The 22,711-nt window shown below is 65.7% G+C and carries 21 protein-coding genes; 9 read left to right on the forward strand and 12 right to left on the reverse strand.

Features of this window, described 5'->3' with window-relative positions; translation table 11 throughout:
- Positions 1-52 precede the first annotated feature (52 nt).
- Positions 53-841 carry a crotonase/enoyl-CoA hydratase family protein gene (locus E3T51_RS03125; protein ID WP_134527385.1) on the forward strand — a complete coding sequence of 263 codons (789 nt, stop codon included), beginning with the start codon at positions 53-55 and terminating at the stop codon, positions 839-841.
- A 181-nt stretch (positions 842-1,022) separates the two neighbouring features.
- On the opposite strand, the gene E3T51_RS03130 is transcribed toward E3T51_RS03125, so the two are convergent.
- On the reverse strand, positions 1,023-2,012 hold the full coding sequence (locus tag E3T51_RS03130) for a diacylglycerol/lipid kinase family protein (RefSeq protein ID WP_134527387.1): 990 nt from the start codon (positions 2,010-2,012) through the stop codon (positions 1,023-1,025).
- Positions 2,013-2,218: 206 nt separating this feature from the next.
- Between E3T51_RS03130 and E3T51_RS03135 the strand changes: the two genes are divergently transcribed.
- Positions 2,219-3,682: a dihydrolipoyl dehydrogenase family protein gene (locus E3T51_RS03135; protein WP_134527390.1), complete on the forward strand. Its 1,464-nt coding sequence runs from the start codon at positions 2,219-2,221 to the stop codon at positions 3,680-3,682.
- 3 nt (positions 3,683-3,685) lie between these two features.
- Positions 3,686-4,045: a Fe-S oxidoreductase gene (locus tag E3T51_RS03140; RefSeq protein WP_134527393.1), complete on the forward strand. Its 360-nt coding sequence runs from the start codon at positions 3,686-3,688 to the stop codon at positions 4,043-4,045.
- 170 nt (positions 4,046-4,215) lie between these two features.
- Here the strand turns inward: E3T51_RS03140 and E3T51_RS03145 are convergent, their stop codons facing one another.
- Together E3T51_RS03145 and E3T51_RS03150 are read right to left on the reverse strand one after the other, a co-directional pair.
- On the reverse strand, positions 4,216-5,706 hold the full coding sequence (locus E3T51_RS03145) for a catalase (protein ID WP_134527396.1): 1,491 nt from the start codon (positions 5,704-5,706) through the stop codon (positions 4,216-4,218).
- A gap of 46 nt (positions 5,707-5,752) precedes the next feature.
- Positions 5,753-6,232 carry a Fur family transcriptional regulator gene (locus E3T51_RS03150; protein WP_134527399.1) on the reverse strand — a complete coding sequence of 160 codons (480 nt, stop codon included), beginning with the start codon at positions 6,230-6,232 and terminating at the stop codon, positions 5,753-5,755.
- A gap of 95 nt (positions 6,233-6,327) precedes the next feature.
- On the opposite strand from E3T51_RS03150, the gene E3T51_RS03155 reads away from it, so the two are divergent.
- A complete protein-coding gene (locus E3T51_RS03155) occupies positions 6,328-8,385 on the forward strand; it encodes an MMPL family transporter (protein WP_134527402.1) in 2,058 nt (685 codons plus the stop codon).
- A gap of 18 nt (positions 8,386-8,403) precedes the next feature.
- Here the strand turns inward: E3T51_RS03155 and E3T51_RS03160 are convergent, their stop codons facing one another.
- Entirely contained in the window at positions 8,404-9,834 is a 1,431-nt protein-coding gene (locus tag E3T51_RS03160) for an amidase (RefSeq protein ID WP_134527405.1), read from the reverse strand.
- 77 nt (positions 9,835-9,911) lie between these two features.
- Between E3T51_RS03160 and E3T51_RS03165 the strand changes: the two genes are divergently transcribed.
- Together E3T51_RS03165 and E3T51_RS03170 are read left to right on the forward strand one after the other, a co-directional pair.
- Positions 9,912-10,736 (forward strand): SDR family NAD(P)-dependent oxidoreductase, encoded by an 825-nt coding sequence (locus E3T51_RS03165; protein ID WP_134527408.1) that lies wholly within the window; start codon positions 9,912-9,914, stop codon positions 10,734-10,736.
- A gap of 80 nt (positions 10,737-10,816) precedes the next feature.
- Positions 10,817-11,470, forward strand: coding sequence for an IMPACT family protein (locus tag E3T51_RS03170; RefSeq protein WP_134527411.1), 654 nt, complete (start codon positions 10,817-10,819; stop codon positions 11,468-11,470).
- An 85-nt stretch (positions 11,471-11,555) separates the two neighbouring features.
- Here the strand turns inward: E3T51_RS03170 and E3T51_RS03175 are convergent, their stop codons facing one another.
- The 8 genes from E3T51_RS03175 to E3T51_RS03210 all read right to left on the reverse strand — a co-directional run bounded on the left by E3T51_RS03175 (position 11,556) and on the right by E3T51_RS03210 (position 18,538).
- Complete coding sequence (locus E3T51_RS03175; protein WP_174844556.1) at positions 11,556-12,134, reverse strand: GNAT family N-acetyltransferase; 579 nt, start codon at positions 12,132-12,134, stop codon at positions 11,556-11,558.
- Entirely contained in the window at positions 12,127-12,849 is a 723-nt protein-coding gene (locus E3T51_RS03180) for a uracil-DNA glycosylase (RefSeq protein ID WP_104193121.1), read from the reverse strand. The genes E3T51_RS03175 and E3T51_RS03180 overlap by 8 nt, the downstream gene beginning before the upstream one ends.
- 7 nt (positions 12,850-12,856) lie before the next feature.
- Positions 12,857-13,564 carry a Type 1 glutamine amidotransferase-like domain-containing protein gene (locus E3T51_RS03185; protein WP_134527413.1) on the reverse strand — a complete coding sequence of 236 codons (708 nt, stop codon included), beginning with the start codon at positions 13,562-13,564 and terminating at the stop codon, positions 12,857-12,859.
- On the reverse strand, positions 13,561-14,124 hold the full coding sequence (locus E3T51_RS03190) for a phosphoribosyltransferase (protein ID WP_104193123.1): 564 nt from the start codon (positions 14,122-14,124) through the stop codon (positions 13,561-13,563). The genes E3T51_RS03185 and E3T51_RS03190 overlap by 4 nt, the downstream gene beginning before the upstream one ends.
- 86 nt (positions 14,125-14,210) lie before the next feature.
- A complete protein-coding gene (locus E3T51_RS03195) occupies positions 14,211-15,350 on the reverse strand; it encodes a bifunctional 2-methylcitrate synthase/citrate synthase (RefSeq protein ID WP_134527416.1) in 1,140 nt (379 codons plus the stop codon).
- Positions 15,343-16,293, reverse strand: coding sequence for a methylisocitrate lyase (gene prpB / locus E3T51_RS03200; protein ID WP_134527419.1), 951 nt, complete (start codon positions 16,291-16,293; stop codon positions 15,343-15,345). Before prpB ends, E3T51_RS03195 begins: the two co-directional genes overlap by 8 nt.
- On the reverse strand, positions 16,293-17,828 hold the full coding sequence (locus E3T51_RS03205) for an MmgE/PrpD family protein (protein WP_134527422.1): 1,536 nt from the start codon (positions 17,826-17,828) through the stop codon (positions 16,293-16,295). The genes prpB and E3T51_RS03205 overlap by 1 nt, the downstream gene beginning before the upstream one ends.
- A 14-nt stretch (positions 17,829-17,842) precedes the next feature.
- Positions 17,843-18,538 carry a GntR family transcriptional regulator gene (locus tag E3T51_RS03210; RefSeq protein WP_420898401.1) on the reverse strand — a complete coding sequence of 232 codons (696 nt, stop codon included), beginning with the start codon at positions 18,536-18,538 and terminating at the stop codon, positions 17,843-17,845.
- 106 nt (positions 18,539-18,644) lie between these two features.
- Between E3T51_RS03210 and E3T51_RS03215 the strand changes: the two genes are divergently transcribed.
- The 3 genes from E3T51_RS03215 to E3T51_RS03225 all read left to right on the forward strand — a co-directional run bounded on the left by E3T51_RS03215 (position 18,645) and on the right by E3T51_RS03225 (position 22,613).
- The gene (locus tag E3T51_RS03215) at positions 18,645-20,570 is read left to right on the forward strand and encodes an AMP-binding protein (protein WP_134527424.1); all 1,926 of its coding nucleotides are present in this window, start codon (positions 18,645-18,647) and stop codon (positions 20,568-20,570) included.
- An 82-nt stretch (positions 20,571-20,652) separates the two neighbouring features.
- The gene (locus tag E3T51_RS03220; protein ID WP_104193128.1) at positions 20,653-21,000 is read left to right on the forward strand and encodes a DUF485 domain-containing protein; all 348 of its coding nucleotides are present in this window, start codon (positions 20,653-20,655) and stop codon (positions 20,998-21,000) included.
- Positions 20,997-22,613, forward strand: a complete 1,617-nt coding sequence (locus E3T51_RS03225) for a solute symporter family protein (RefSeq protein WP_134527426.1) — start codon at positions 20,997-20,999, stop codon at positions 22,611-22,613. Before E3T51_RS03220 ends, E3T51_RS03225 begins: the two co-directional genes overlap by 4 nt.
- Positions 22,614-22,711: the final 98 nt, after the last annotated feature.

Raw genomic sequence — 22,711 nt, forward strand, 5'->3', positions numbered from 1 at the left:
GACACCTAGTCAGACCAAATGCACGAATTCACCCCAGCCAATGGAGGCCCCCATGACCGACCAGCCCCGCATTCTCACCGAGCGTCGCGGCCATATTCTGCTGATCGGGTTTAACCGGCCTGAGAAACGCAATGCCGCCGATTTCTCGCTGCTGCAGCAACTCGCACTCGCCTACGGTGAGCTTGACCGCGACCCCGAACTGCGCGTCGGACTGGTCTACGCGGTCGGGGAGCATTTTACAGCCGGACTCGACCTCGCCGATATCGGCCCACGGCTCGGCCCGAACGGGCTCGAAATGGTGCCTGAGGGCGGTATCAACCCGTGGCAAGTGGATGGCCAATCCCTGAGCAAACCGGTCGTCATCGCTGTGCAGGGAACCTGCCTGACCCTCGGCATCGAGCTGATGCTCGCGAGCGACATCGTGGTCGCCGCCGAATCGACCCGGTTCGGTCAGATCGAGGTCGCCAGGGGTATTCTGCCGTTCGGGGGCGCGACGATTCGATTTCCGCGCGCGGCCGGCTGGGGCAACGCCATGCGCTGGCTACTCACCGGCGACCTGTTCGATGCCGCCGAAGCGCGTCGCTTGGGCCTCGTGCAGGAAATCGTGCCCGACGGCGCCCAGTTCGACCGGGCGCTCGAGCTCGCCGGGAAGATCGCCGCCCAGGCCCCGCTCGCCATCCAAGCCACCCTGGCCAATGCGCGACTGGCCCAGCGGAGCGGTCCGGCATCCGCTGAAGCAGGACTACAGCCAGCTCTCGCCCGCCTGGTGGCGACCGAGGACTCCCGGATCGGAATGCAGTCGTTCCTAACCCGAACTCCCGCTGTGTTCCTCGGCCGCTAGCGCCCCGCCCGACAGGTCTGCAGGGGGCCCGGGCCCCGAACGCGGGCCCAGTTTACAAACCGGGCCCGCGTTCACGGTGGGCCCGGGGACACCGAGAACGGTGAGTACTGAACGCCGAATTCGTATCCGCCAATTCGTATCCGACGGGTCTTCGGGGCCAGTCGCGAGGATGCCGGAGTCGTCATGCGGTCGGTGGAATCTTGATGGTCAGGCCGGCCGGCAGCACCTGAACGTCGAACCCCATCGCTTCCCCAAAACCGTCGCCGTCGAGTTCGATCTGTTCTGCTCGTTCGAGTCGAACGCTGAGTCCTTCGGCCCGCACATAACGCAGCGCGCTGACTTCCTTGGTCATGAGAGCCCGACCGGCCTTCATGCGTCGGAGGACTCCGTTTTCCCAAATGACTTTAACGAAAATTTGCACCCAGCCCACGAATCCCTCCGGTCGAAGCAGCGCGACGTCGAACTGCCCGTCATCGACGGCAGCGTCGGGCAGCAGCACGATGTTCGAGGGGAGGGATCCGCAATTGGCGATAATAATGGTGTGCGCCCGGGTGGCACGAAAAGGGCCACGATTGAGCGAGTACCGAAACCTCAACTCATTTTTGTCGCGCAGAGTCCTGGCGAGACCCGTGACGTAGGCGAGCCAACCGGCCTTCTTCTTCAGGTCGTCATCGGTGTTCGCCAACATTTTCGCGTCCAGCCCCAGCCCGGCCATGACGAGGAATACGTGACTTGTCTTGGCGCCGTCTGCACGCGTGATCTCGATCAGGCCCAGGTCGATCTTGCGGTCGACACCCGTGAAGGCGGTGTGTACGGAGAGCTCAAGGTCATCCAAATTCAGGTCAAGATTTCGCGCCAGAAGGTTTCCGGTTCCAGACGGAATCAGCGCCATGGCAATGGAGCCATCCTTGAGCCCCTCGGCGACGGCGCGAACCGTGCCATCGCCGCCGGCAACGATGACCACCGCAGCGCCCGACTCGAGCGCTTCCGCCGCGCGACCCTGCCCTGGATCATCCTCGCTCGTTGACAGCCAGATGGTCTGATCCCAGTCGTTTTCTGCTTCCACCTGCGCGACGATAGCTTTCAATGCATCCAAATCGACCTTAATGGGGTTGTACACGACAACAGCGCGCTGGCGTTGCGCATCGGGAGATATCGGTTGGGCTGGCATGCCGACACATTAGCTGGCTTTGAATCGCATTTGAAGAGTTTGCGGCAGGCGTCAGCGCGCCAAACAAACTCCCCCACTGAGTGAGAACGTCAGGGTAGGCTGCTCAGATCCAAGCTCTCCGAGTCCCGGCCCAGCGACCACCAGCCCGAGCAGCCGTGACCAGTTCTTCGTCGCCAGGCCGGTATGCCCCGAATCAAGGAGAATCAATGTCGAATCAGATCTACGATGTCATCGTGATCGGCGGCGGCGCCGTCGGGGAGAACGTTGCCGACCGCACCGCCCAGGGCGGACTACGCACGGTCGTCGTCGAGAGCGATCTGGTGGGCGGCGAGTGTTCGTACTGGGCCTGCATGCCGTCGAAAGCGCTGCTGCGCAGCGGCGCCGCCCTCGCCGCGGCCCGCCGGGTTCCGGGCGCCGCCGAGGCCGTCACCGGCAGCATCGACGTGCGCGCCGCCCTCCAGCAGCGCGACTCCATTGCCAGCAACTGGAAGGACGACGGCCAGGCAAAATGGTTGGAGTCGGCCGGCATCGGCCTCGTGCGCGGCCATGCCCGCCTCACAGGCGCTAAAGAGGTCACCGTGACCGCTGCGGATGGCGCGGTGACCGTTCTGACCGCCACCCATGCGGTCGTCGTCAGCACCGGGTCGGCGGCGTTGCTGCCCGACATTGACGGTCTGAAAGAGATCGAGCCCTGGACCAGCCGCGATGCGACGAGCGCCCAGCAAATTCCCGAGCGTCTCGCCGTGATCGGCGGCGGCGTCGTCGCAGCCGAGATGGCCGCTGCCTACGCCTCGCTCGGCTCGACGGTGACCGTGATCGCCCGCAGCCCACTGCTCGGCGGTCAGGAACCCTTTGCCGGCGAACTCATCACCGCCGCGCTCGAGGAGAATGGGGTGACCGTGCTCGTCGGTCCGTCCACCACGAAAGCGCACCGCGATGAAAACGGTACAGTCACGCTCACTCTCGATGACGGCACCTCCGTCGCGGCCGACAAGGTTCTCGTGGCCATCGGGCGCACCGCGCGCACCCACGACCTCGGCCTCGACACGGTCGGCCTCGACGCGGGTGACTGGCTCGTCGTAGACGACACATTGCTCGTGCAGGGCGACTCCCCCGCGCTGGGCGGCGACTGGCTCTACGCCACCGGCGACGTCAACCACCGAGCACTCCTCACGCACCAGGGCAAATACCAGGCCCGCGCGGCCGGCGACGCGATCGTGACCCGCGCGGCCGGCAGCCCCGTCGATGATGCGCCGTGGGGGGCGCACGTGGCGACGGCCGACCACGCCGCCGTTCCGCAGGTGACCTTTACCGACCCGGAGGTTGCCTCGGTGGGGTTGACCGCCGCGTCCGCCGTGAAGGCGGGGTATCGCATCCGCATCCTGGATTACGACCTCGCCAACCTGGGCGGTGCCTCGGTCCTCGCGGTCGGCTACGTCGGCAAGGCCCGGGCGATCGTCGACCTCGACCGGGAGATTCTCCTCGGCGTCACCTTCGTTGGGCAAGACGTCGCCGAATTGCTGCACTCGGCCACGGTCGCGATTGTCGGCGAAGTTCCCATCAACCGCTTGTGGCACGCCGTGCCGAGCTTCCCGACGCTGAGCGAGGTGTGGCTGCGTCTGCTCGAGGCCTACGGACGTCCGGGCTTCACCGACGAGGCTGCACGGTAAGGCATGCGTCGCATCCTCTTTGATTCGCCGGTCAGTCAGGCCGGATACCTCTACGCCACCGCAGTCGGGCTGGTCTGGGGGTCGATCTGGAGCACTGGGCGGGTCGAGAAGAGGGCAGGCCTGTACGTGTTTCGCGGAATGCCACCGTGGACCTTCGGTCGCGGCGGTTCCTGCGTTGGCGGCTGTTACCTTACCAACCAGAACGTCACCGCCGCTGTCCTCGAACACGAAGCCGTGCACAAACGCCAGTGGCAACGGTTCGGAATGGTCTTTCCGCTGCTGTACGCGGTCGCCGGGCGCAATCCGCTGAAGAATCGTTTTGAGATCGAGGCCGGGCTGAAAAAGGGTGGCTACCTGCGCTAGGGCAGCGGCTGAACGCACCGCCGCGGCCATGTCTCCGAACCGGGCGTGAGAGGAGGCCGAACGACCTCCCTACCCCGCCAACGGTCGATTGCGACCCTCGCGAGCCGAAAGAGCACGCAAACCGCCCGGCCTGCAAACGGGCCGGGCGGTTTCTGTTCGTGCGGGTGCTACTACTCGCCGGCGACGTACGCGGCGTCGACCGCTGCAGCCTCGGCGAAGACGGCGAGGTTCGCGCGCAGCTTGGCACCGAGGTCGGCGTCAACGCTGGTCCAGTACCAAATGGCCCGCTCGGTGACTTCGGGGCGAGTTACGCCGCTGATGGCACCGGTGATGGTGTCGAGAAGACGCGCCTTGGCGCCATCGTCGTAGACCTCGCGGTAGAGCGTTCCGGCCTGGCCGAAGTCGCTGTCCTCGCTGCGCAGGGTCGCGGCGGCACGCAACAGGGTCCCGTCGCCCTCCCACGCGCCCTCGCCGGCAGCCGCCGGGTCGGCGACGGGGCCGCCGAGGGAGTTCGGCGCGTAGTTCGGTTCAGTCGGTGCGTTGAAGTGGTGGCGCTGCGCGCCATCCTGCGAGTAGTTGTTGACCGGGCTCTTGGGAGCATTGATCGGCAGCTGCGCGTAGTTGGTACCCACGCGGTAGCGCTGAGCGTCTGGGTAGGAGAAGATACGCGCCATGAGCATCTTGTCGGGGCTCGCCGCGATTCCGGGAACGAAGTTGGCCGGCGAGAACGCCGCCTGCTCGATCTCGGCGAAGAAGTTCTCCGGGTTGCGGTTCAGGGTGTGCGTACCGACGGGGATCAGCGGGAAGTCGGCGTGCGGCCAGACCTTGGTCACGTCGAACGGGTTGAACCGGTAGGTGTTGCCCTGTTCGTACGGCATGACCTGCACAGACACGTTCCAGGACGGAAAGTTGCCGGCGGCGATGGCGTCGGATAGGTCGCGACGGTAGTAGTCGGCATCCGCTCCGGCGAGGAGTTCGGCCTCTGACCCGTCCATCTCGACGTTGCCCTGATTGGATTCGAAGTGGTACTTCACCCAGAAACGCTCGCCCGCGGCGTTGATCCACTGGTAGGTGTGCGAACCGAAGCCGGGCATCTCACGCCACGAGCGCGGCAGCCCGCGGTCACCCATGAGGTAGGTGACCTGGTGGGCTGACTCCGGAGACAACGTCCAGAAGTCCCACTGCATGGTCGCGTCGCGCAGGCCGGTGCCCGGCAGGCGCTTCTGCGAGTGGATGAAGTCGGGAAACTTGATGCCGTCGCGGACGAAGAATACCGGGGTGTTATTGCCGACGATGTCGTAGTTGCCCTCGGTCGTGTAGAACTTGACCGAGAAACCGCGCACGTCGCGCCAGGTGTCCGGACTGCCCTGCTCGCCGGCCACACTCGAGAAACGCTGCAGGGTCGGCGTCACTGTGCCCGGCTGAAAAACGGCCGCGCGCGTGTACTTTGAAACGTCGCCGGTGACGACGAACTCGCCGTGCGCTCCGCCGCCCTTGGCGTGCACGATGCGCTCCGGAATGCGCTCGCGGTTGAACTGGGCGAGCTTCTCGACCAGGTAGCGGTCGTGCAGCGCGATGACGCCGTCGGCGCCAGCGGTGAGGGAGTGCGCGTCGCTCGCGACGGGCGTTCCCGTCTGGTCAGTGGTGGGCTTGATAGTCATAGTGCTCCTTGAGTGTGGATCAGCAACGCGACGTTGACGGAGGAAGTTAGGGGAGAGCGGTCTCGGTTTGGCACTGTGCGCAGAGGCCCCAGTAGATGACCTCGGCGGCGCGCACGTCGAAGCCGAGGGCATCCGCTGGGGTGAGGCAGGGCGCGTGACCGACGGCGCAGTCCACGTCGTGCACTACGCCACAGCCGGTACAGACGATGTGGTGATGGTTGTCACCAACCCGCCGTTCGAACAGCGCGGGCGAACCGGCGGGTTCGATCTTGCGTACGAGCCCGGCGGTGGTGAAAGAGGCCAGCACGCCATAGACCGCTTGGAGTGATGTGCCCGGCAGGTCGGCGCGCACCGCGCCGAACAGGGCATCGGCGGTCGCGTGCGGCCTGTCGGCGAGGGCCCGCAGCACGGCCAGACGCGGCGCGGTCACCTTGAGACCAGCCGAGCGGATGCCGTCCCCAAGCAACCCGGTGTCCGCTGCCTTCGCGTGCGGGCCCGCGCCGTTGCTCTGCTCGGGTGTTGTCATGTTTCCACCGTAGCATTTGTTTTGATCAACTCAAAACAAATGCCGCGATGCTTTAGCTAACTAGGATAGCAATCAGTGACATTCTGGGAGGAACAGTGCTCGCGATCACCCGCTTCATCTCCGGCAAACGCACCGCCTGGGCGGTATTGCTCGGCACAATCGTGGCCGTCGGACTGCTGTTCACAATGCTTCCGGCCAATGACTCCGCGGATTTTCCAGCCGCAGGCTTGCCGGAAAGCAGCCAGGCCGCCCGGGTCACCGAGCTGCTGACCACGTTTCCTTCCGCTGACCAGACCGCCGCGATCGTGGTCTGGTCCAGGGACGGCGCCGACCTGAACACGGCCGACAAGATGGCTATCACCGCCGCGGCTGCGAATCTCGGTGCTACATCGATCGCCCCGCGCGCAGCAACGCCGCAGTTCAGCGACGACGGTCAGGCAGCGCTGAGCGTGATACCTCTGGAGGCCCTCGGGACGACGGCCGATATTGAGAAGGCGGCCACCGATATCCGCGCTACGGCGTCGACGGCGCTACCGGGCGGACTGACCGCCTACGTCACCGGGCCGGTGGGTTTTCAGGCCGACATCACCAACGCCTTCGCCGGGGCCGACTTTCGCCTACTGCTGGTGACCGTGATCGTCGTCGCGGTGCTGCTCATCGTGACCTATCGCAGCCCGGTGCTGTGGATCGTGCCGCTCGTCGTGGTCGGCCTCGCTGACGGCCTGGCTGGCAAGGTGGCCGGCGCACTGGCCGAACCGCTCGGTTTCGCCCTCGATGCCTCGATCTCGGGAATTCTCTCCGTGCTCGTGTTCGGCGCCGGCACCAACTACGCCCTGCTGCTCGTTGCGCGTTACCGCGAAGAACTGCTGCACACCGAAAATCGCAACGTCGCGATGCGCACCGCAGTGACGAGCGCCGGCCCGGCAATCGCGGCCAGCGGCGGCACGGTAGCGCTGAGCCTCCTCACGCTGATGTTCGCGGAACTCGCCGGCAACCGGGCCCTCGGTATTGCGTGCGCCATCGGCGTGATCATCGCCATCCTGTTCGCCCTGCTCGTTCTGCCAGCGGCCCTCGTGGTGTGCGGGCGCGGCCTGTTCTGGCCGTTCATTCCGCGCGTGCAGGCTCAGGCCTCGTCGGCGCGCACCGGATTCTGGACACACCTCGGCCGGGGCGTGTCCAAACACCCGGTGATCATCACGGTTGTCTCCGTTCTGGCGATCAGCTCTCTCGCATTCGGGCTGAACGGCGCCGCGGTCGGGCTGTCCCAGGCCGACCAGCTGCTCGGCAACCCGGAGTCGGTCGTTGCGCAGCGCATCGTGGACGCGTCGTTTTCGGCGGGACTGACCAGCCAGACCGTCGTGTTGACGCCGGAGGCGGCATCCGCTGACACGGTGGCGGTTGCTCTGGCAACCCCCGGAGTTTCTGCGGCGGTGGCCGGTGAGAACGCCGGCGGCCTGACCCGCATCGACGTCACTCTCGATAGTGAACCGGGCAGCGACGCAACGTTTGCGACCATCGCCGCACTGCGCACCGATTTAGCGGATGCCCCCGGCGCCATTGCGCAATCGCTGGTCGGTGGCAGCGATGCCACGGCCCTCGACACGAAGACCAGCGCCGAGCGCGATCAGCGCCTGATACTGCCGCTGATCCTCGGCATCGTCTTTCTGATCCTGGCGCTGTTGCTGCGCTCGCTCGTGGCACCGGTTCTGCTCATCGCCACGGTGCTCGCCACCTTCTTCGCCAGCCTGGGCGCCTCCAACCTGATCTTTCAGAACCTGCTCGGATTTGCCGCATTCGACACCAACGTCGTTTTGTTTGCGTTCCTGTTCCTGGTGGCGCTCGGAGTCGATTACAACATTTTCCTGACGACGCGCGCCCGCGAAGAGGCGCGGCGCTACGGCACCCGCGAGGGCATGGTGCGGGCGCTCTCCTCGACCGGTGCCGTGATCACGAGCGCCGGCATTCTGATCGCTGCCGTGTTCGCGGTGCTCGGGGTACTGCCCGTCGTTGCCCTCACCCAGATCGGCGTGATCGTCTGCATCGGTGTGTTGCTTGACACCCTGGTCGTGCGCACCGTGCTCGTTCCGGCGCTGGTCTTTCTGGTCGATGACCGGTTCTGGTGGCCGTCCAACCCGGTGGCGACGCGCCAGTAGCCGGCCCTGCCAGACGCTCTACGCCGACTCTGGCGGCACCCGATCCTGCCAGCGGATGCGCCGCTCCAGCTGCGCGCCGAGTGCGAGCAGCGTGGCCTCGCCGCCAGGTCGGCCGATGAGCTGCACCCCCATCGGCAGGCCGTTCTCGGTCTGGTGCACCGGGAGCACGATCGCCGGCAGTCCGCTCACGTTGATCATCGAGGTGAACGGCGTGTACTGCACCTGCTGGGCGAAGTTCGCCTCGGCGTCGTGCGCGTCGTACCATCCGACCGGCCGCGGGGTCATGGCCATGGCCGGGGTCAACACGGCATCGAATTTCGACAGTTGCTGGATGAAGGAACGCTCAAACGCGGTCAGCGCGGCGAGCGCTTCAGCGAGGTCTCGGGCACCGAGGTTTCGGCCCCGGGTCAGCAGCCACTGGGTCAACGGTTCGAGCAGGGCGATCTCGGCCTCGGTCTCGGCCGGGATGCTCGCCGCGCCTGCCTGCCAGATGGTGCGAAACGCCGGCCCGTAGCTCGGGTCGGGCACAAGCGCCGTCTCTTCGAGGCCGTGGTGCAGCGCGGCGAACCCGGCGACGGCCAGGTCGAGTGCCTCCTGCGCTTCGGGGGCGATTTCGATGGAATAGTCGTTGTCCCAGGCCGAGGTCGTCATGACACCGAGCTGAAATCGGCCCTCGCCGCGCACGGCGGCTGCCAGCAGCGGCGTCTCATCGCCGGGGGCCCGCAGTGCGTAGTAATGATCGGGGTGACCGTCTCGGGGCGCGATCATGGCGTCGAGCAGGAGGGCGGCATCCGCTACGGTGCGGGCGAGCGGGCCGCCAACGGGGAGGCCGCCGAGCTTGTCAATGCCGGAGGCGGCGGGCACCCGACCGCGGCTGGGCTTGAGGCCCACGAGGCCGCAGGCGGCCGCCGGAATGCGGATGGACCCGCCTCCGTCGGAGCCGGGCGCGAACGGCAGCAGCCGAGCGGCGACCGCGACGGCGGCGCCGCCGCTGGATCCGCCGGCACCGAGGGCGAGGTTCCACGGGGTACGGGCTGGCGGCGAGGCGAGGCTTTCGGTGTAGGAGGTGAGCCCGAATTCGGGCGTGTTGGTTTTACCGAGGCTGACTCCCCCGGCATCATCGAGCGCCTGCACCAGGTCGTCGGACCGATCGGGCAGATAGTCGGCGAACAGGCGCGACCCGAACCCGGTGTGCACCCCGGCACGCAGGTGCAGGTCTTTGTCGGCGAACGGGAGGCCCCAGAGCGGTGCGGTGCTGGGCACCCGCTCTTCGACAAAGCGAGCCCGGGCGCGAGCAGCATCCGCGGTCACGGTGACGAAGGCACCGAGCGCTGGATTGAATTTCTCGATGCGGGACAGGTAGTGCTCGGTCAGCTCGCTCGGGCTGATCTCGCGTCGCTGCAGGGCCTGCCATTGTTCCAGGGCGGTTAATTCGTGTGGATCAGCCATGATCCGAGCCTAGTTCGACCGGGCCCGGCGACGAGCCACCGCTGGTCATGCACGATCAGGGAGGCTAGCCTCTTGTCATGGCCCGCGCTTTGTACAATCCCATCGGCACCACCGCACTCATCACCGGAGCGTCGAGCGGACTCGGCGTCGGGTACGCGCACGAGCTTGCCCAGCGCGGCGCGGATCTCGTGCTGGTCGCCCGTCGGCAGGCCCGGCTGGAGGCGCTCGCGGTCGACCTGGCCGAGAAATACGGCACCGTCTCCACCGTGATTCCACTTGATCTCAGCAGAGCGGATGCCGTCCCCGAGCTGGTCTCCGACCTGCGCGAGCGGGCGATCACCCTGGGCACTCTCGTCAACAACGCCGGCTTCGGTACCTTCGGCACCGTACTCGACTCCGACCAGGACCGGGAAACGGAGCAGGTCGCCCTCAACGTGCACGCGCTGACCGCGCTGACCCATGCATTCCTGCCCGATCTGGTCGAGACGGCCTCGCTGCATCCGCACACCGCGGCGCTCGTAAATCTGGCGAGCACGGCAGCGTTCCAGCCGGTGCCGCGGATGGCGGTCTACGGGGCGACGAAGGCCTACGTGCTCAGCTACACCGAGGCGGTCAGCTACGAAACCCGGGCGAGCGGCCTCAAGGTGACCGCGATCTGCCCGGGCCCCGCCGATACCGAGTTCTTCGAGGTCGCAAAGACCAGCAGTCGTAAGCTGGGCTCACCGTTGACCGTCGACGAGGTCATGCGTGCCTCCTTCGCCGCCCTCGACCGGTCGGTGACGCCGTCGGTCGTGCTGGTCGGTGCCCGCAATGCGCTGCTCGCCCGCGTGGCCGGCATCTACCCGAGGCGTGCCGTGCTGAACGCCGTCGGGCGGATGAACACGCCACGCGTCACCCGGTAGCGATACCGACGATCGCTCCCTGCGACCCGGGCGGTTCTTCTGCTGTACGGGGCACCGCGCGGATGCGCGAGACTGGATGCATGCCCGATCTCACTTTGCACGGCGGCGTCGGCAGCCGTGTTGACGCTGAGATCGAAGTGAAGCGATCGCGATTTCTGTGCCGCCTGGTCAGAACCGAGACCGAGGATGCCGCGCGCGCTGCCGTCGATGACGCACGAAAGGCGCACTGGGGTGCTCGCCACCACTGCTCGGCATTCGTACTCGGCTCCTCCGGAGCTCCCGATCAGGTGCGTCGTTCCAATGACGACGGCGAACCGTCGGGCACTGCGGGGCGGCCCATGCTCGAAGCCCTGTCCGGGCGAGGTTTCGTCGACTGCGTCGCCGTTGTCACCCGCTACTTCGGTGGCACCCTTCTCGGTGCTGGCGGCCTGGTGCGCGCGTACTCGGAGGCCGTTCTCACGGCGATCGACGCGGCCCAGTCTTTAGGGCTGGTGGTGGAGCGCGAGCGCCGGGAACTGTTCACGCTCGCCCTGCCCCACGCGGATGCCGGTCGCATCGAGGCCGAGTTGCGCCAGCGCGGAGTGCTCATCCTGGGCACGGATTATGGGCTCGACGCGGTGCTGAAGATTGCCGATGACGACGCAGCGCGGCTCGCCGCGATCGTCGCCCGGGTGACGGCCGGAACCGCGCAGCTGGAACCCCTCGGCCACGAATGGGTCGACGTCGAACGGTAGTCAACGTCAGGAGGTCCTGGAGTGCCCGGGCATTCGTCGGCAGTGGCGGCATAGCTCGCTGGGCACGCACGCACCCGCGACCGGTCTACTTCAGGCTTTTTTGCAGCAGGATCGTGCCGAGCCAGCGCTCAAACTTAAACCCGACCTTGCCCATGCGGCCAATCTCGTCGAAGCCGAAATCGCGGTGCAGCTTGATCGAGGCATCCGCTCCCTGGTCGGCGATGACGGCGATGATCTCCTTCAGGCCGGCAGCTTTAGACCGTGTGATCAGCTCGCCAAGCAGCTCGCGGCCGAGACCCTTACCCGTCGACGCCGCGCCGAGGTAGATCGAGTTCTCTACCGTGAACCGGTAGGCCTTCTTCTGTTTCCATGGGCTGACCAGGGCATAACCGAGAATCTGACCGGCCGGAGAGACGGCAACGATGAACGGCATGCCCTGTTTGTTCAGATAGTAGAACTTGTCGCGCCACTCGGCGAGCGTCATGGCATCTTCGTCGAAGGTCACGGTGCTGTTGGCGACGTAGTAGTTGTAAATCTCGCGTATGTGCGGCAGATCCGCTGCTCGAACCTCGCGCATCGTGTATTCAAATGGCGTCTCGGGAGCCACGTCCGGCCGCAGGTGGCGGGGCAGCCGACGACGAGGCTCGTATTCTTCCTCAAGCACCCGGCACTCCCCTTTCTGATTGGTTCCAGATTACCGGAAGAGCCCACTGCACCGGTGCCGCTCCCTGCACGGTGAGCAGCCGGTTGGCGCCACTGAATGGGCGGGAACCGACAAAGCCGCGGCGGGCTGAAAGGGGGCTGGGGTGCGCCGATTCAATGACGGGAGTGTCGCCGAGCAGGGGCCGAAGCGCGCCGGCATCCTTGCCCCACAAGATCGCCACGAGCGGATGCTGCCGCTCGACGAGCGCACGGATCGCCTGGTCGGTCACGCTTTCCCAGCCGCGGCGGCGATGCGATCCGGCCACCCCGGCCCGCACGCTGAGCACCCGATTGAGCAGCAGTACCCCCTGATCGGACCACGCCGAGAGGTCGCCATGCTCCGGGCGCTGCAAGCCCAAATCGGCCTCAAGCTCGGTGTAGATGTTGCCAAGGCTCCGCGGCACCGGCCGCACGTCGGAGTTGACGGCGAAGGCCAAACCGATCGGATGCCCCGGCGTGGGGTACGGATCCTGGCCGACGATGAGCACCCGCACGGCATCGAACGGTTGCCGAAACGCGCGCAGCAGGTGCTCGGGCGCGGGTAACACCGTGTGGCCGGCCGCCCGTTCGCTCGTGAGGAAATCACCCACCCGGGCCAGGTCGTCGGCCACGGGAGCGAGCGCTCTTGCCCAGCCGGGGTCGATCTGCCCGGTCGCCGCGAGCGCATCGAGGTTCACGAGCCGGTCAGGCGCCGATGGTGCTCACGAGCACGCCACCGTCGGCCTGGCTGACATTCCAGACGCTGCCAGCTCCGAGCACGCGGAGGGCGCCCTCACCGACCACGAGCACCGTGTTCTCGTCAATGGCGAGGCCTCCGTCGATCAGGCCAGCCTCCGTCGCCGCAATCAGCCGGGACAGGCTGCCGGACTGGGCAGCATGCACATCGACCGTGACATCGAGCAGGCCGATCCCCTGGGCCAGGGTGATTTCATCGAGGCCCTCCGAGACGTGTTCGGGCGTAACCTCGACACTGCCGATGCGCCAGCCACCGATCAGGGCGCGTTCGGAGGCGATCATCGCGCCGGCCGAAAAACCGAGGTAGGGCACGCCGCTGGACACCTGGCGGCGAATCTCGCCGGCAATCGGCAGCACGGCCGCGAGGTAGTCGGGCGTCACCCCGCCGCCGATGATGATGCCATCGACGGCGGAAATCGCCGTGAGGGCTGCGGTATCACCCGGAGCGAGCGTGCTCCGGCGCGTCTGTACGGTGTCGCCGAGCGACTCGGCCAGTTCCTCGGCATGCGCGCTGCCAGGACCCACGGTGACGATCGCGACAATCGGTTCGTCGCGGCTGGCCAGGGAGGCCTGCGCCGTGACCTCGGAGATAAACGTTCTGAAGATTTCGGCGTCGTGCGCGGGGTCTCCCCCTCCGCCGACCAGATGCACGCTCACGCGGCGACCTCGGCCGTCGCCGCGGCGAGCGCTTCCGGCGCGATGCTTGCGGGGGCGCTCGCAACCGGCGGCAGCGCCGACCAGGGGAACACGATCCACTTATCGGTCTCGCGCCAGGTGAAATCAGGCACATGAACCGTGCGCGGCTTGGTATAGAGGGTCGCGGTGCGCACCTCCATAGCCGTCTCCCCGAGCAGGCGCAGCACGAGGGCGAGGGTGTGTCCGGAGTCGGAGACGTCGTCGACGAGCAAAACCCGCTTACCGGCGAGGGCCGGAGCGTCGAGCATCGGGGCCGACAAGACGGGTTCTGGCAGTCGTTCGTCGATGCCGGTGTAGAACTCCACGTTGATGCTGCCGCAGTTCTTCGTGCCAAGCGCATACGACACGGCGCCGGCCAGCAGCAGTCCGCCGCGGGCGATGGCAATCACGACATCCGGGTGAAAACCGCTCGCCCGCACGCGGGTCGCCAACTCGCGCGACGCTGCAGCGAAGTCAGTCCACTGCAGAATTTCACGGTCGATCACGGGCGGCGTTGGGGCATCCTGGGCATCAAGTGTCATCCGTCAATGCTAGCGACGATCCAGGCTGCACAGAGCGGATGCAGCGCGCACAGCCGGCCGCGCAGCATCCGCTTACGAAAGAACCGCTACGGCACCTGCCGCTGATCGACCCCGTTATAGGCCGACAGCGGTCGAATGAGCGCGTTACTCTTCTTCTGCTCCAGGATGTGAGCCGTCCACCCGGTGATTCGCGCCGCGACGAAAATCGGCGTGAAGGTGAGGGTGTCAAATCCCATCAGGTGGTACGCCGGACCCGAGGGGTAGTCGAGGTTGGGCAGGATGGCCTTGCGCGTGGTCATCGCCGTCTCGAGGGCTTCGTAGAGTTCGAGCAGTTCCGGCTTCTGGTAATGGTCCACCAGGGTGACGAGCGAGGTCCGCATGGTCGGCACGCGCGAGTCGCCGCTCTTGTAGACGCGGTGTCCGAAGCCCATGATCTTGCGCTTGGCGGCCAGCGCCTGCTCGAGCCACGGTTCTGCCCGCGCGGCTGAGCCGGCTTCGAGGCCGATCTCGGCGAAGGTATGCATGACGGCTTCGTTGGCGCCGCCGTGCAGGGCTCCCTTGAGTGCTCCGACCGCACCGGTCACGGCCGAGTACAAATCGGACAGGGTCGAGGTGATGACCCGCGCGGTGAACGTGGATGCGTTGAACGAGTGCTCAGCGTAGAGAATCATCGACACGTCGAAGGCGTTGACGACGACGAGTTCCGGCACCTCGCCGAAGGTCATGTGCAGAAAGTTCGCCGAGTAGCCGAGATCGTCGCGGGGTTCGACCAGATCGAGGCCGTGGCGGCGACGCTGGTCGTAGGAGACGATCGCGGGCAGCTGGGCGAACAGGCGAATCGACTTGGCGAGGTCGGAATCCGCCGAAGGGTCCTCGGCGTCCGGATCGCTCGCGCCGATGACGCTCACCGCGGTGCGCACGACATCCATCGGGTGCGCGGTGAGCGGCAGCTCGTCGATGATGCGCTTGACAACCGGGTTGAGGTGGCGCAGCGAGCGCTCGAGGGCCTCGAAGTCGGCGAGCTGCCGGTCATCAGGAAGCTCCCCGTGCCAGAGCAGGTAGGCGACCTCTTCGAAGCTCTTTTTGGCCGCGAGCTCTTGCACCGGGTAGCCCCGGTACAGCAGCGAGTTGGTCTCCGGGTTGACTTTGGAGACCGCGGTGGTGTCGACGACGACGCCGGTGAGACCCTTATAGACGTGTGGTGCCGGTGTTTCGGGGTCAGACATTGTGCTCCTTTAGACCGTGCGCCGAACTGCTGGGCGTCTGGATGTGTGGGTTCAGGGTGAAATCGAAAATACCCGAATCGAACTGACTGTACGACGCATAGTCAAGCAATTCGTACAGGTGGGCACGGTGCTGCATCTCGGGCAACATCGTGGTGAGGGAGCCGTGCTGCTCGATCGCGTCGAGTCCGCGCGCTGCGGACCCCATCGCGAGGCGCAGCAGCGACACCGGAAAGATCACCAGGTTCATGCCGACGTCTTCGAGCTGCTGCACGGTGTACAGCTCGCCCTTGCCGAATTCGGTCATGTTCGCCAGGATCGGCACCGACACGGCGGCCCGAATGGTTTCGAACTCGGCCAGGCTGCCCATCGCCTCCGGGAAGATCGCATCGGCCCCGGCATCCTGCAGCTGCTTGGCCCTGGTGACGGCGGCATCCAAGCCGTCAACGGCACGCATGTCCGTGCGCGCCATCACGAGAAAGTTCGCGTCTCGCCGCGCATCGACCGCGGCGCGGATGCGCTTGATCGCGGTGTCGGCGTCCACGACCTGCTTGCCATCGAGATGGCCGCAGCGTTTCGGGTTAATCTGGTCCTCGATGTGCATGCCGGCAAGTCCCGCGTCTTCGAGGGTTTGGATGGTGCGTGCCACGTTCATCGGCTCGCCAAATCCGGTATCGGCGTCGACGATCGCCGGCAGGTCGGTCATGCGGGCGATCTGCTGCGACCGGCCAGCCACCTCGGTGAGGGTGGTCAGGCCGATATCGGGCAGGCCCAGGTCGGCCGAAAGCACGGCACCCGAGATGTAGACGCCCTCGAAACCCTTCTGCTGGATCAGCTTGGCCGAGAGCGGGTTGAACGCGCCGGGGTAACGCAAAATCTTTCCGCTCGCCAGACCCCCACGCAAGGCAATGCGCTTGTCAGCGGCGGTCGTGCCGGCGTACAGCATTAGAAGATTCCCTTCGGGGTGGCGAGGGAGGACAGCAGTCCAGGCTTGGCCACGATAGTCAGGCCGCCGAGGTCGGCAGCCCCAAGCTCCGGTAGGCGCTGCGCCAGGGCGAGGAAGCGTTCGATCTCGAATTCCTCCATCACCGGTGCGGCCAGCGTGCGGAACTTGTTGATGTACTCCGCGCGAGCGAAGGGACGAGCCCCGAGCGGATGCGCGTCGGCGACGGCGATCTCGTCAACCAGGCGGGTTCCATTGGTGAGTTCGATTTCGACGCGACCGCCGAATGCCTTTTCGGCCGGATCGAGGGAGTGGTAACGACGCGTCCACTCCTGGTCTTCGGTCGTTGTGACGGTATTCCACAGCGCGATGGTGTCGGGGCGGCCGGCACGCTCGGGGCTGTAGGAGTCCACGTGGTTCCAGGTTCCGTCCTGCAGGGCCACCGTGAAGATATACGGAATGGAGTGGTCGAGGGTTTCGCGGCTTGCGGTCGGGTCGTACTTCTGCGGGTCGTTGGCGCCAGAACCGATTACGTAGTGCGTGTGATGGCTGGTGTGGATGACGATGTTCTTGATCGCGCCGGCCACGAGCAGTTCGGGGTGCTCGTTGTGCAGCCTGCGGGCGAGGTCGATCCATGCCTGCGCCTGGTACTCGGCCGAGTGCTCCTTGGTGTAACTGTCGAGAATGGCGCGCTTGATGCTGCCGGCGGCCGGCAGCGAGACGTCATAGGAGCCGTCTGGTCCGTCGAGCAGCCAGGCGATGACGCCGTCCTCGCCCTCGTAGATCGGGGTCGGGCTGGTCTCACCGCGGAGTGCCCGGTCGACGGCTTCGACGGCCATCTTGCCGGCGAATGCCGGGGCGTGGGCCTTCCAGGAGGAGATTTCGCCCTTCCGCGACTGGCGAGTGGCGGTCGTGGTGTGCAGTGCCTGGCCGACGGCCTGAAAGATGATCTCCTTGTCGAGGCCGAGCAGGGTTCCGATACCGGCAGCGACCGACGGGCCGAGGTGGGCAACGTGGTCAATCTTGTGCGCGTGCAGGCTGATCGATTTCACCAGGTCGATCTGGATCTCATAGCCGGTGGCGATACCGCGAATCAGGTCGCCGCCGGTCAGGCCGCGCGACGCTGCGAGGTGCTGGGCAACGGCCGTGATCGGTGGGATATTGTCGCCCGGGTGCGAGTACTCTGCGGCCAGAAACGTGTCGTGGTAGTCGAGTTCGCGAACGGCGACGCCGTTGGCCCAGGCGGCCCACTCCGGGGAAACCCGGCGTGCCGGTGCGAGCCCGAACACGCTCGCGCCATCGCCACCGTTGGAACGCGGGTGTGCGAGTGCCTGCGAGCGAGCAGCGATCACCGGGCGACGGGTCAGGCTGGCCGCGGCAACGGAGGCGTTGTCGATCACGCGGTTGATGACCATCTCGGTCACTTCCTCGGAGACTGCAGCGGGGTCAGCTGCGACCTCGGCGATCTTCCAGGCCAGCTGGTCCTCGCGGGCCAGATTCTCGTCGCTCTTGTGAACTCGAACGTGGTGAAGCTGCACTGTGGATCCCTTCGTTAGTCGGCCGCAGTCGTTGATCGACTACTGGCCGAGTCCTCATCGATCGCCGCGAGGACGCTCAAGAGGCTTTGGTGAAGATGAATATGGGTGGCATGGGCTGCCAGCGACGGGTCGCCGGCAATAATGGCGTCGATAATCAGCAGGTGCTCGGCGGCTGCGGCACGAAGCCGCAGCGGGTTTCTGCGGGCCAGCCGACGGATGCGTGCCAGATGGGTGCGAACGGCGCGCAGGGCGCCGACAAGAAAGGGATTTTCGACGGCCGCATCGAGGGCGTCTTCGAGTTCGTCGATGAGCACGTAGTAGCGGCGCACACCGACATCGCCCTGGTCCAGAAGCTCAGGTGCAGTCACAAAGGCATCGCGGAGTGCCAGAAACGGTGCCGGATCGCGGCGAGTGGCAGCCAGACGTATGGCCTGCACCTCAAGGGCCTGGCGCAGTTCGTACAGTTCGGAGATACTGTCAACGGAAATGTCGGTCACCTCGAAGCCACGACCGCGGCGTCCTACGACCAAACCGTCGGCGATCAATCGAGCTACCGCTTCGCGCAGCGGAGTGCGGGATACGCCAATGCGCTCTGCCTGTTCGACTTCGAGCAGGGCCGTTCCGGGGGCGAGGAGGCCACTGACAATCTCTCCGCGCAGCTGACGGTACGCCCGCTCGCTGGCTCGCAGCGGTGCGTCTAACCCCAACATTGCGGTTTCTGTATACACAAGAGTGATCCTATTCCACATTGCCGGGTTATATGCAATACTTCAACCACTCTTTGTATACAGAGAAACTTCGATGAAGAAGGTTTAGATGATCGGCGAATCAGGTGGGGGCTACCGGGAGGCTTGGCGACGCAGCATTTCGTCACCCGAAGACTTCTGGCTGGAGGCTGCCGCCGGCATCGATTGGATCACGCAGCCGACGAGCGCCCTTGCCCTTGATGGCCCGGCAACCGGAAGTTGGTTTCCCGGGGGGACACTCAACACGAGCTACAACGCTCTCGACCGGCACGTTCTGGCCGGTCGCGGCGCCCACACAGCATTGATCTACGACTCCGCGATGACCGGCACCCGCGTGCAGCTCAGCTACCTCGACCTGCTCGGTCGGGTCGCTAAATTCGCCGGCGCCCTTCGCGCCAATGGCGTCGGCACCGGCGACCGGGTCATCATTTACCTGCCGATGATCCCCGAAGCCATCGTCGCCATGCTCGCCTGCGCTCGCATCGGAGCGGTGCACTCCGTGGTCTTCGGCGGTTTCGCCGCGACGGAACTCGCCGTGCGCATTGATGACGCCCGTCCCAGGGTCATCGTCACGGCATCCGGTGGCCTTGAGCCCGGCCGCATCATTGAGTACCTGCCGCTCGTGGAGAAGGCCATCGCCCTGAGCCAGGGCTCGGTGCACACGGTCATCGTGCGGGACCGAGAGAGCATTCCTGGCTCAGCCAAGGAGTACAACGACGGTTCCACGGATACCGTGTGGCTGGACTGGGCCGACGAGGAGGCCAAGGCCGCGCCGGCCGACCCGGTCGCCCTGCGATCCGAAGATCCGCTGTACATTCTCTACACCTCAGGCACGACCGGGAAGCCCAAGGGCATCATTCGCGACAACGGCGGCCACGCTGTCGCCCTGAACTGGTCGATGCGCAATGTCTACGACGTGGGATATGGCGACGTGTATTGGGCCGCTTCCGATGTCGGCTGGGTGGTCGGGCACTCTTACATCGTCTATGCGCCACTCCTGGCCGGCGCTACCACGGTGATTTACGAGGGCAAACCCATCGGGACCCCCGACGCCGGGGCTTTCTGGCGTGTCGTCGACGACTACAAAGTGAAGGTGCTGTTCACGGCGCCCACCGCCATTCGAGCCATCCGTCGCGTGGACCCCGACCTGCTGGAGCTGAAGAACCACGACGTGTCCAGCCTGACCAGCCTGTTTCTGGCGGGGGAACGCCTCGACCCCGAAACTTTTCACTGGGCCAACGACGGGTTGCACTGCCCGGTCGTCGACCACTGGTGGCAGACCGAGACCGGGTGGGCGATCTGCGCCAATCTGCTTGGTATCGAAGAGTTGCCGACGAAGCCGGGCTCTGCCACTGTTCCGGTGCCCGGGTACGACATCGCCATCCTCGATTCCAAGGGCCGGCCGATCGAGAAGATCGGTAAGGACGGCAACATCGCCATCCGGCTTCCGCTGCCACCAGGCACACTTCTCGGGGTCTGGGGCAGCGAGGAACGCTTCAACAGTTCCTACCTGTCCGCTTTCCCCGGCTACTACGCCACGGGTGACTCCGGCCATTTCGACACCGATGGCTACCTGTTCGTTATGGGTCGCACCGACGACGTCATCAACGTTGCCGGGCACCGGCTCTCCACCGGTTCCCTCGAAGAGGTCCTCACACTGCACCCGGCTGTCGCCGAGTGCGCAGTACTCGGCGTGCACGACCCGCTCAAAGGCCAGCGTGCCGCTGGTTTCGTCACCCTCAAAGCGGGCAGTACTATCGATCACGACGTACTCGCCGCAGAACTTGTCGCCCTCGTTCGGGAGCACGTCGGGCCGGTCGCAGCCTTTCGCGACGTCACCATACTCGACCGGCTGCCCAAAACGCGGTCGGGCAAGATTCTTCGCAAGACCATTCGGCAAATCGTCGATGGAGAGGAGTATTCCGTCCCGCCCACCATCGAAGACCCCACCGTCCTCGACGATCTGAAACGGGCGCTGTCAGCATCCGTTTCCTAACCCGGTCACGAACATTCCTCTCCCCCGCGCACCACGTTTGTTCCCAGACCCGCATTTTCCGTCCCTGAGGCAAGGAAGCCCCATGAGTGAAGCAGTGAAAGACGCCCCACCGAAGTCCACCATCGATTACGAGGCGTACGAGAAGACGCCACAGTTCCTGCACATGAAGAAGACCCGCAATCGCTTCGTCGTGCCGCTCTCGATCTTCTTCCTGGTCTGGTACATCGCCTACGTTCTCGCCGCAGCGTATCTGCGCGACTTCATGGCGACGCCGGTGTTTGGCAGCATCAACATCGGTCTGCTCCTCGGCCTCGGGCAGTTCGTCACCACCTTCGTCATCACGATGAGCTATGTGACCTTCGCCAACCGCAAGATCGATCCCCTGACCGAAGAGCTGCGCGGCGAACTTGAGCGGATGGAACAGCGATGAACGCTTTGCAGATTCTGGCCGAAACGGTCAAGCCGGTCGAGAACAACCCGGTACTGAACATCTCGATCTTCCTCGCCTTCGTGGCGGTGACGCTGATCATCGTGATCCGTTCGGGACGCAACAACAAGACCGCCGCAGACTACTACGCGGGCGGCCGCTCCTTCACCGGACCGCAGAACGGCTTCGCCATTGCCGGCGACTACCTCTCGGCGGCATCGTTCCTCGGCATCGTCGGCGCGATCGCCGTCACCGGCTACGACGGTTTCATGTACTCCATCGGATTCCTCGTTGCGTGGCTCGTCGCCCTGCTGCTGGTGGCCGAGCTGATGCGCAATACGGCCAAGTTCACCATGGCCGACGTACTCTCCTTCCGGCTGAAGCAGGGCCCCGTTCGCATGGCAGCAGCCACGACCACCCTGGCCGTCTGCTTCTTCTACCTGCTCGCCCAGATGGCTGGTGCCGGCGGACTCGTCTCACTGCTCCTCGGTATCAACGACAAGCTCGGCCAGTCCATCGTGGTCACCGTCGTCGGAGGCCTGATGATCGTCTACGTACTCGTGGGAGGCATGAAGGGCACCACCTGGGTGCAGATCGTCAAGGCATTCCTGCTCATCATCGGTGCGTTCGCCATGACTGTCTGGGTACTCGCGATCAACGGCTTCAGCCTGTCGAGCCTGCTCGACAGCGCGGTCGCGGTCTCCGCTGCCGGCGCCGACATCCTGGCGCCGGGCCTGAAGTACGGCGCCAACCCGCTCGACTTCATCTCGCTCGCCCTCGCCCTGGTTCTTGGAACCGCCGGCCTGCCGCACGTGCTCATGCGCTTCTACACGGTTCCGACCGCGAAGGAAGCTCGACGCTCGGTGGTCTGGGCCATCTGGCTCATCGGCGCGTTCTACATCTTCACCCTGGTGCTCGGCTTCGGTGCCGCGTCGCTCGTCGGTGCGGAAACCATCGAGGCCGCACCCGGCGGAGTGAATTCGGCAGCCCCCCTGCTCGCGCTTGCGCTCGGCGGACCGCTGCTGCTCGGCTTCATCTCGGCCATTGCCTTCGCGACGATCCTGGCCGTCGTGGCCGGCATCACGATCACGGCGGCCACGAGCTTCGCGCACGATATCTATGGCTCCGTCATCAAGAAGGGCAAGGGCAACCCCGACGACGAGGTCAAGGTCGCCCGTCGCACCGTTGTCGTCATCGGAATCCTGGCCATCGCCGGTGGTATCGGCGTGCAGGGGCAGAACATCGCCTTCCTGGTAGCCCTGGCCTTTGCGGTCGCGGCGAGCGCCAACCTGCCGACCATTCTCTACTCCCTGTTCTGGCGTCGTTTCACGACCCGGGGCGCGGTCTGGAGCATGTACGGCGGACTGTCCTCGGCCGTTCTCCTGATCATCTTCTCGCCGGTGTTCTCGGGCACACCCACCTCGATGTTCGGCGAGGCCGTGGACTTCGCGATCTTCCCGCTCAGCAACCCCGGCATCGTCTCGATCCCGCTTGGATTCTTCCTGGGCTGGCTCGGATCGGTCACCAGCACGGTGAAGGAGAACCCGAAGCTCGCCGCCGAGATGGCAGTGCGCTCGCTCACCGGTCACGGCGCCGAAAAAGCCGTCGAGCACTAGCCCGCTACAACGAACGGGCCGGCCAGGATCTTCATCCTGTCCGGCCCGTTTTGTGTGCGCGTCTTCCCGCGCGCTGCCACTTCGGGGTGCGCGGGAGT

The organism is Cryobacterium serini (assembly GCF_004404025.1).
GTDB lineage: Bacteria > Actinomycetota > Actinomycetes > Actinomycetales > Microbacteriaceae > Cryobacterium > Cryobacterium serini.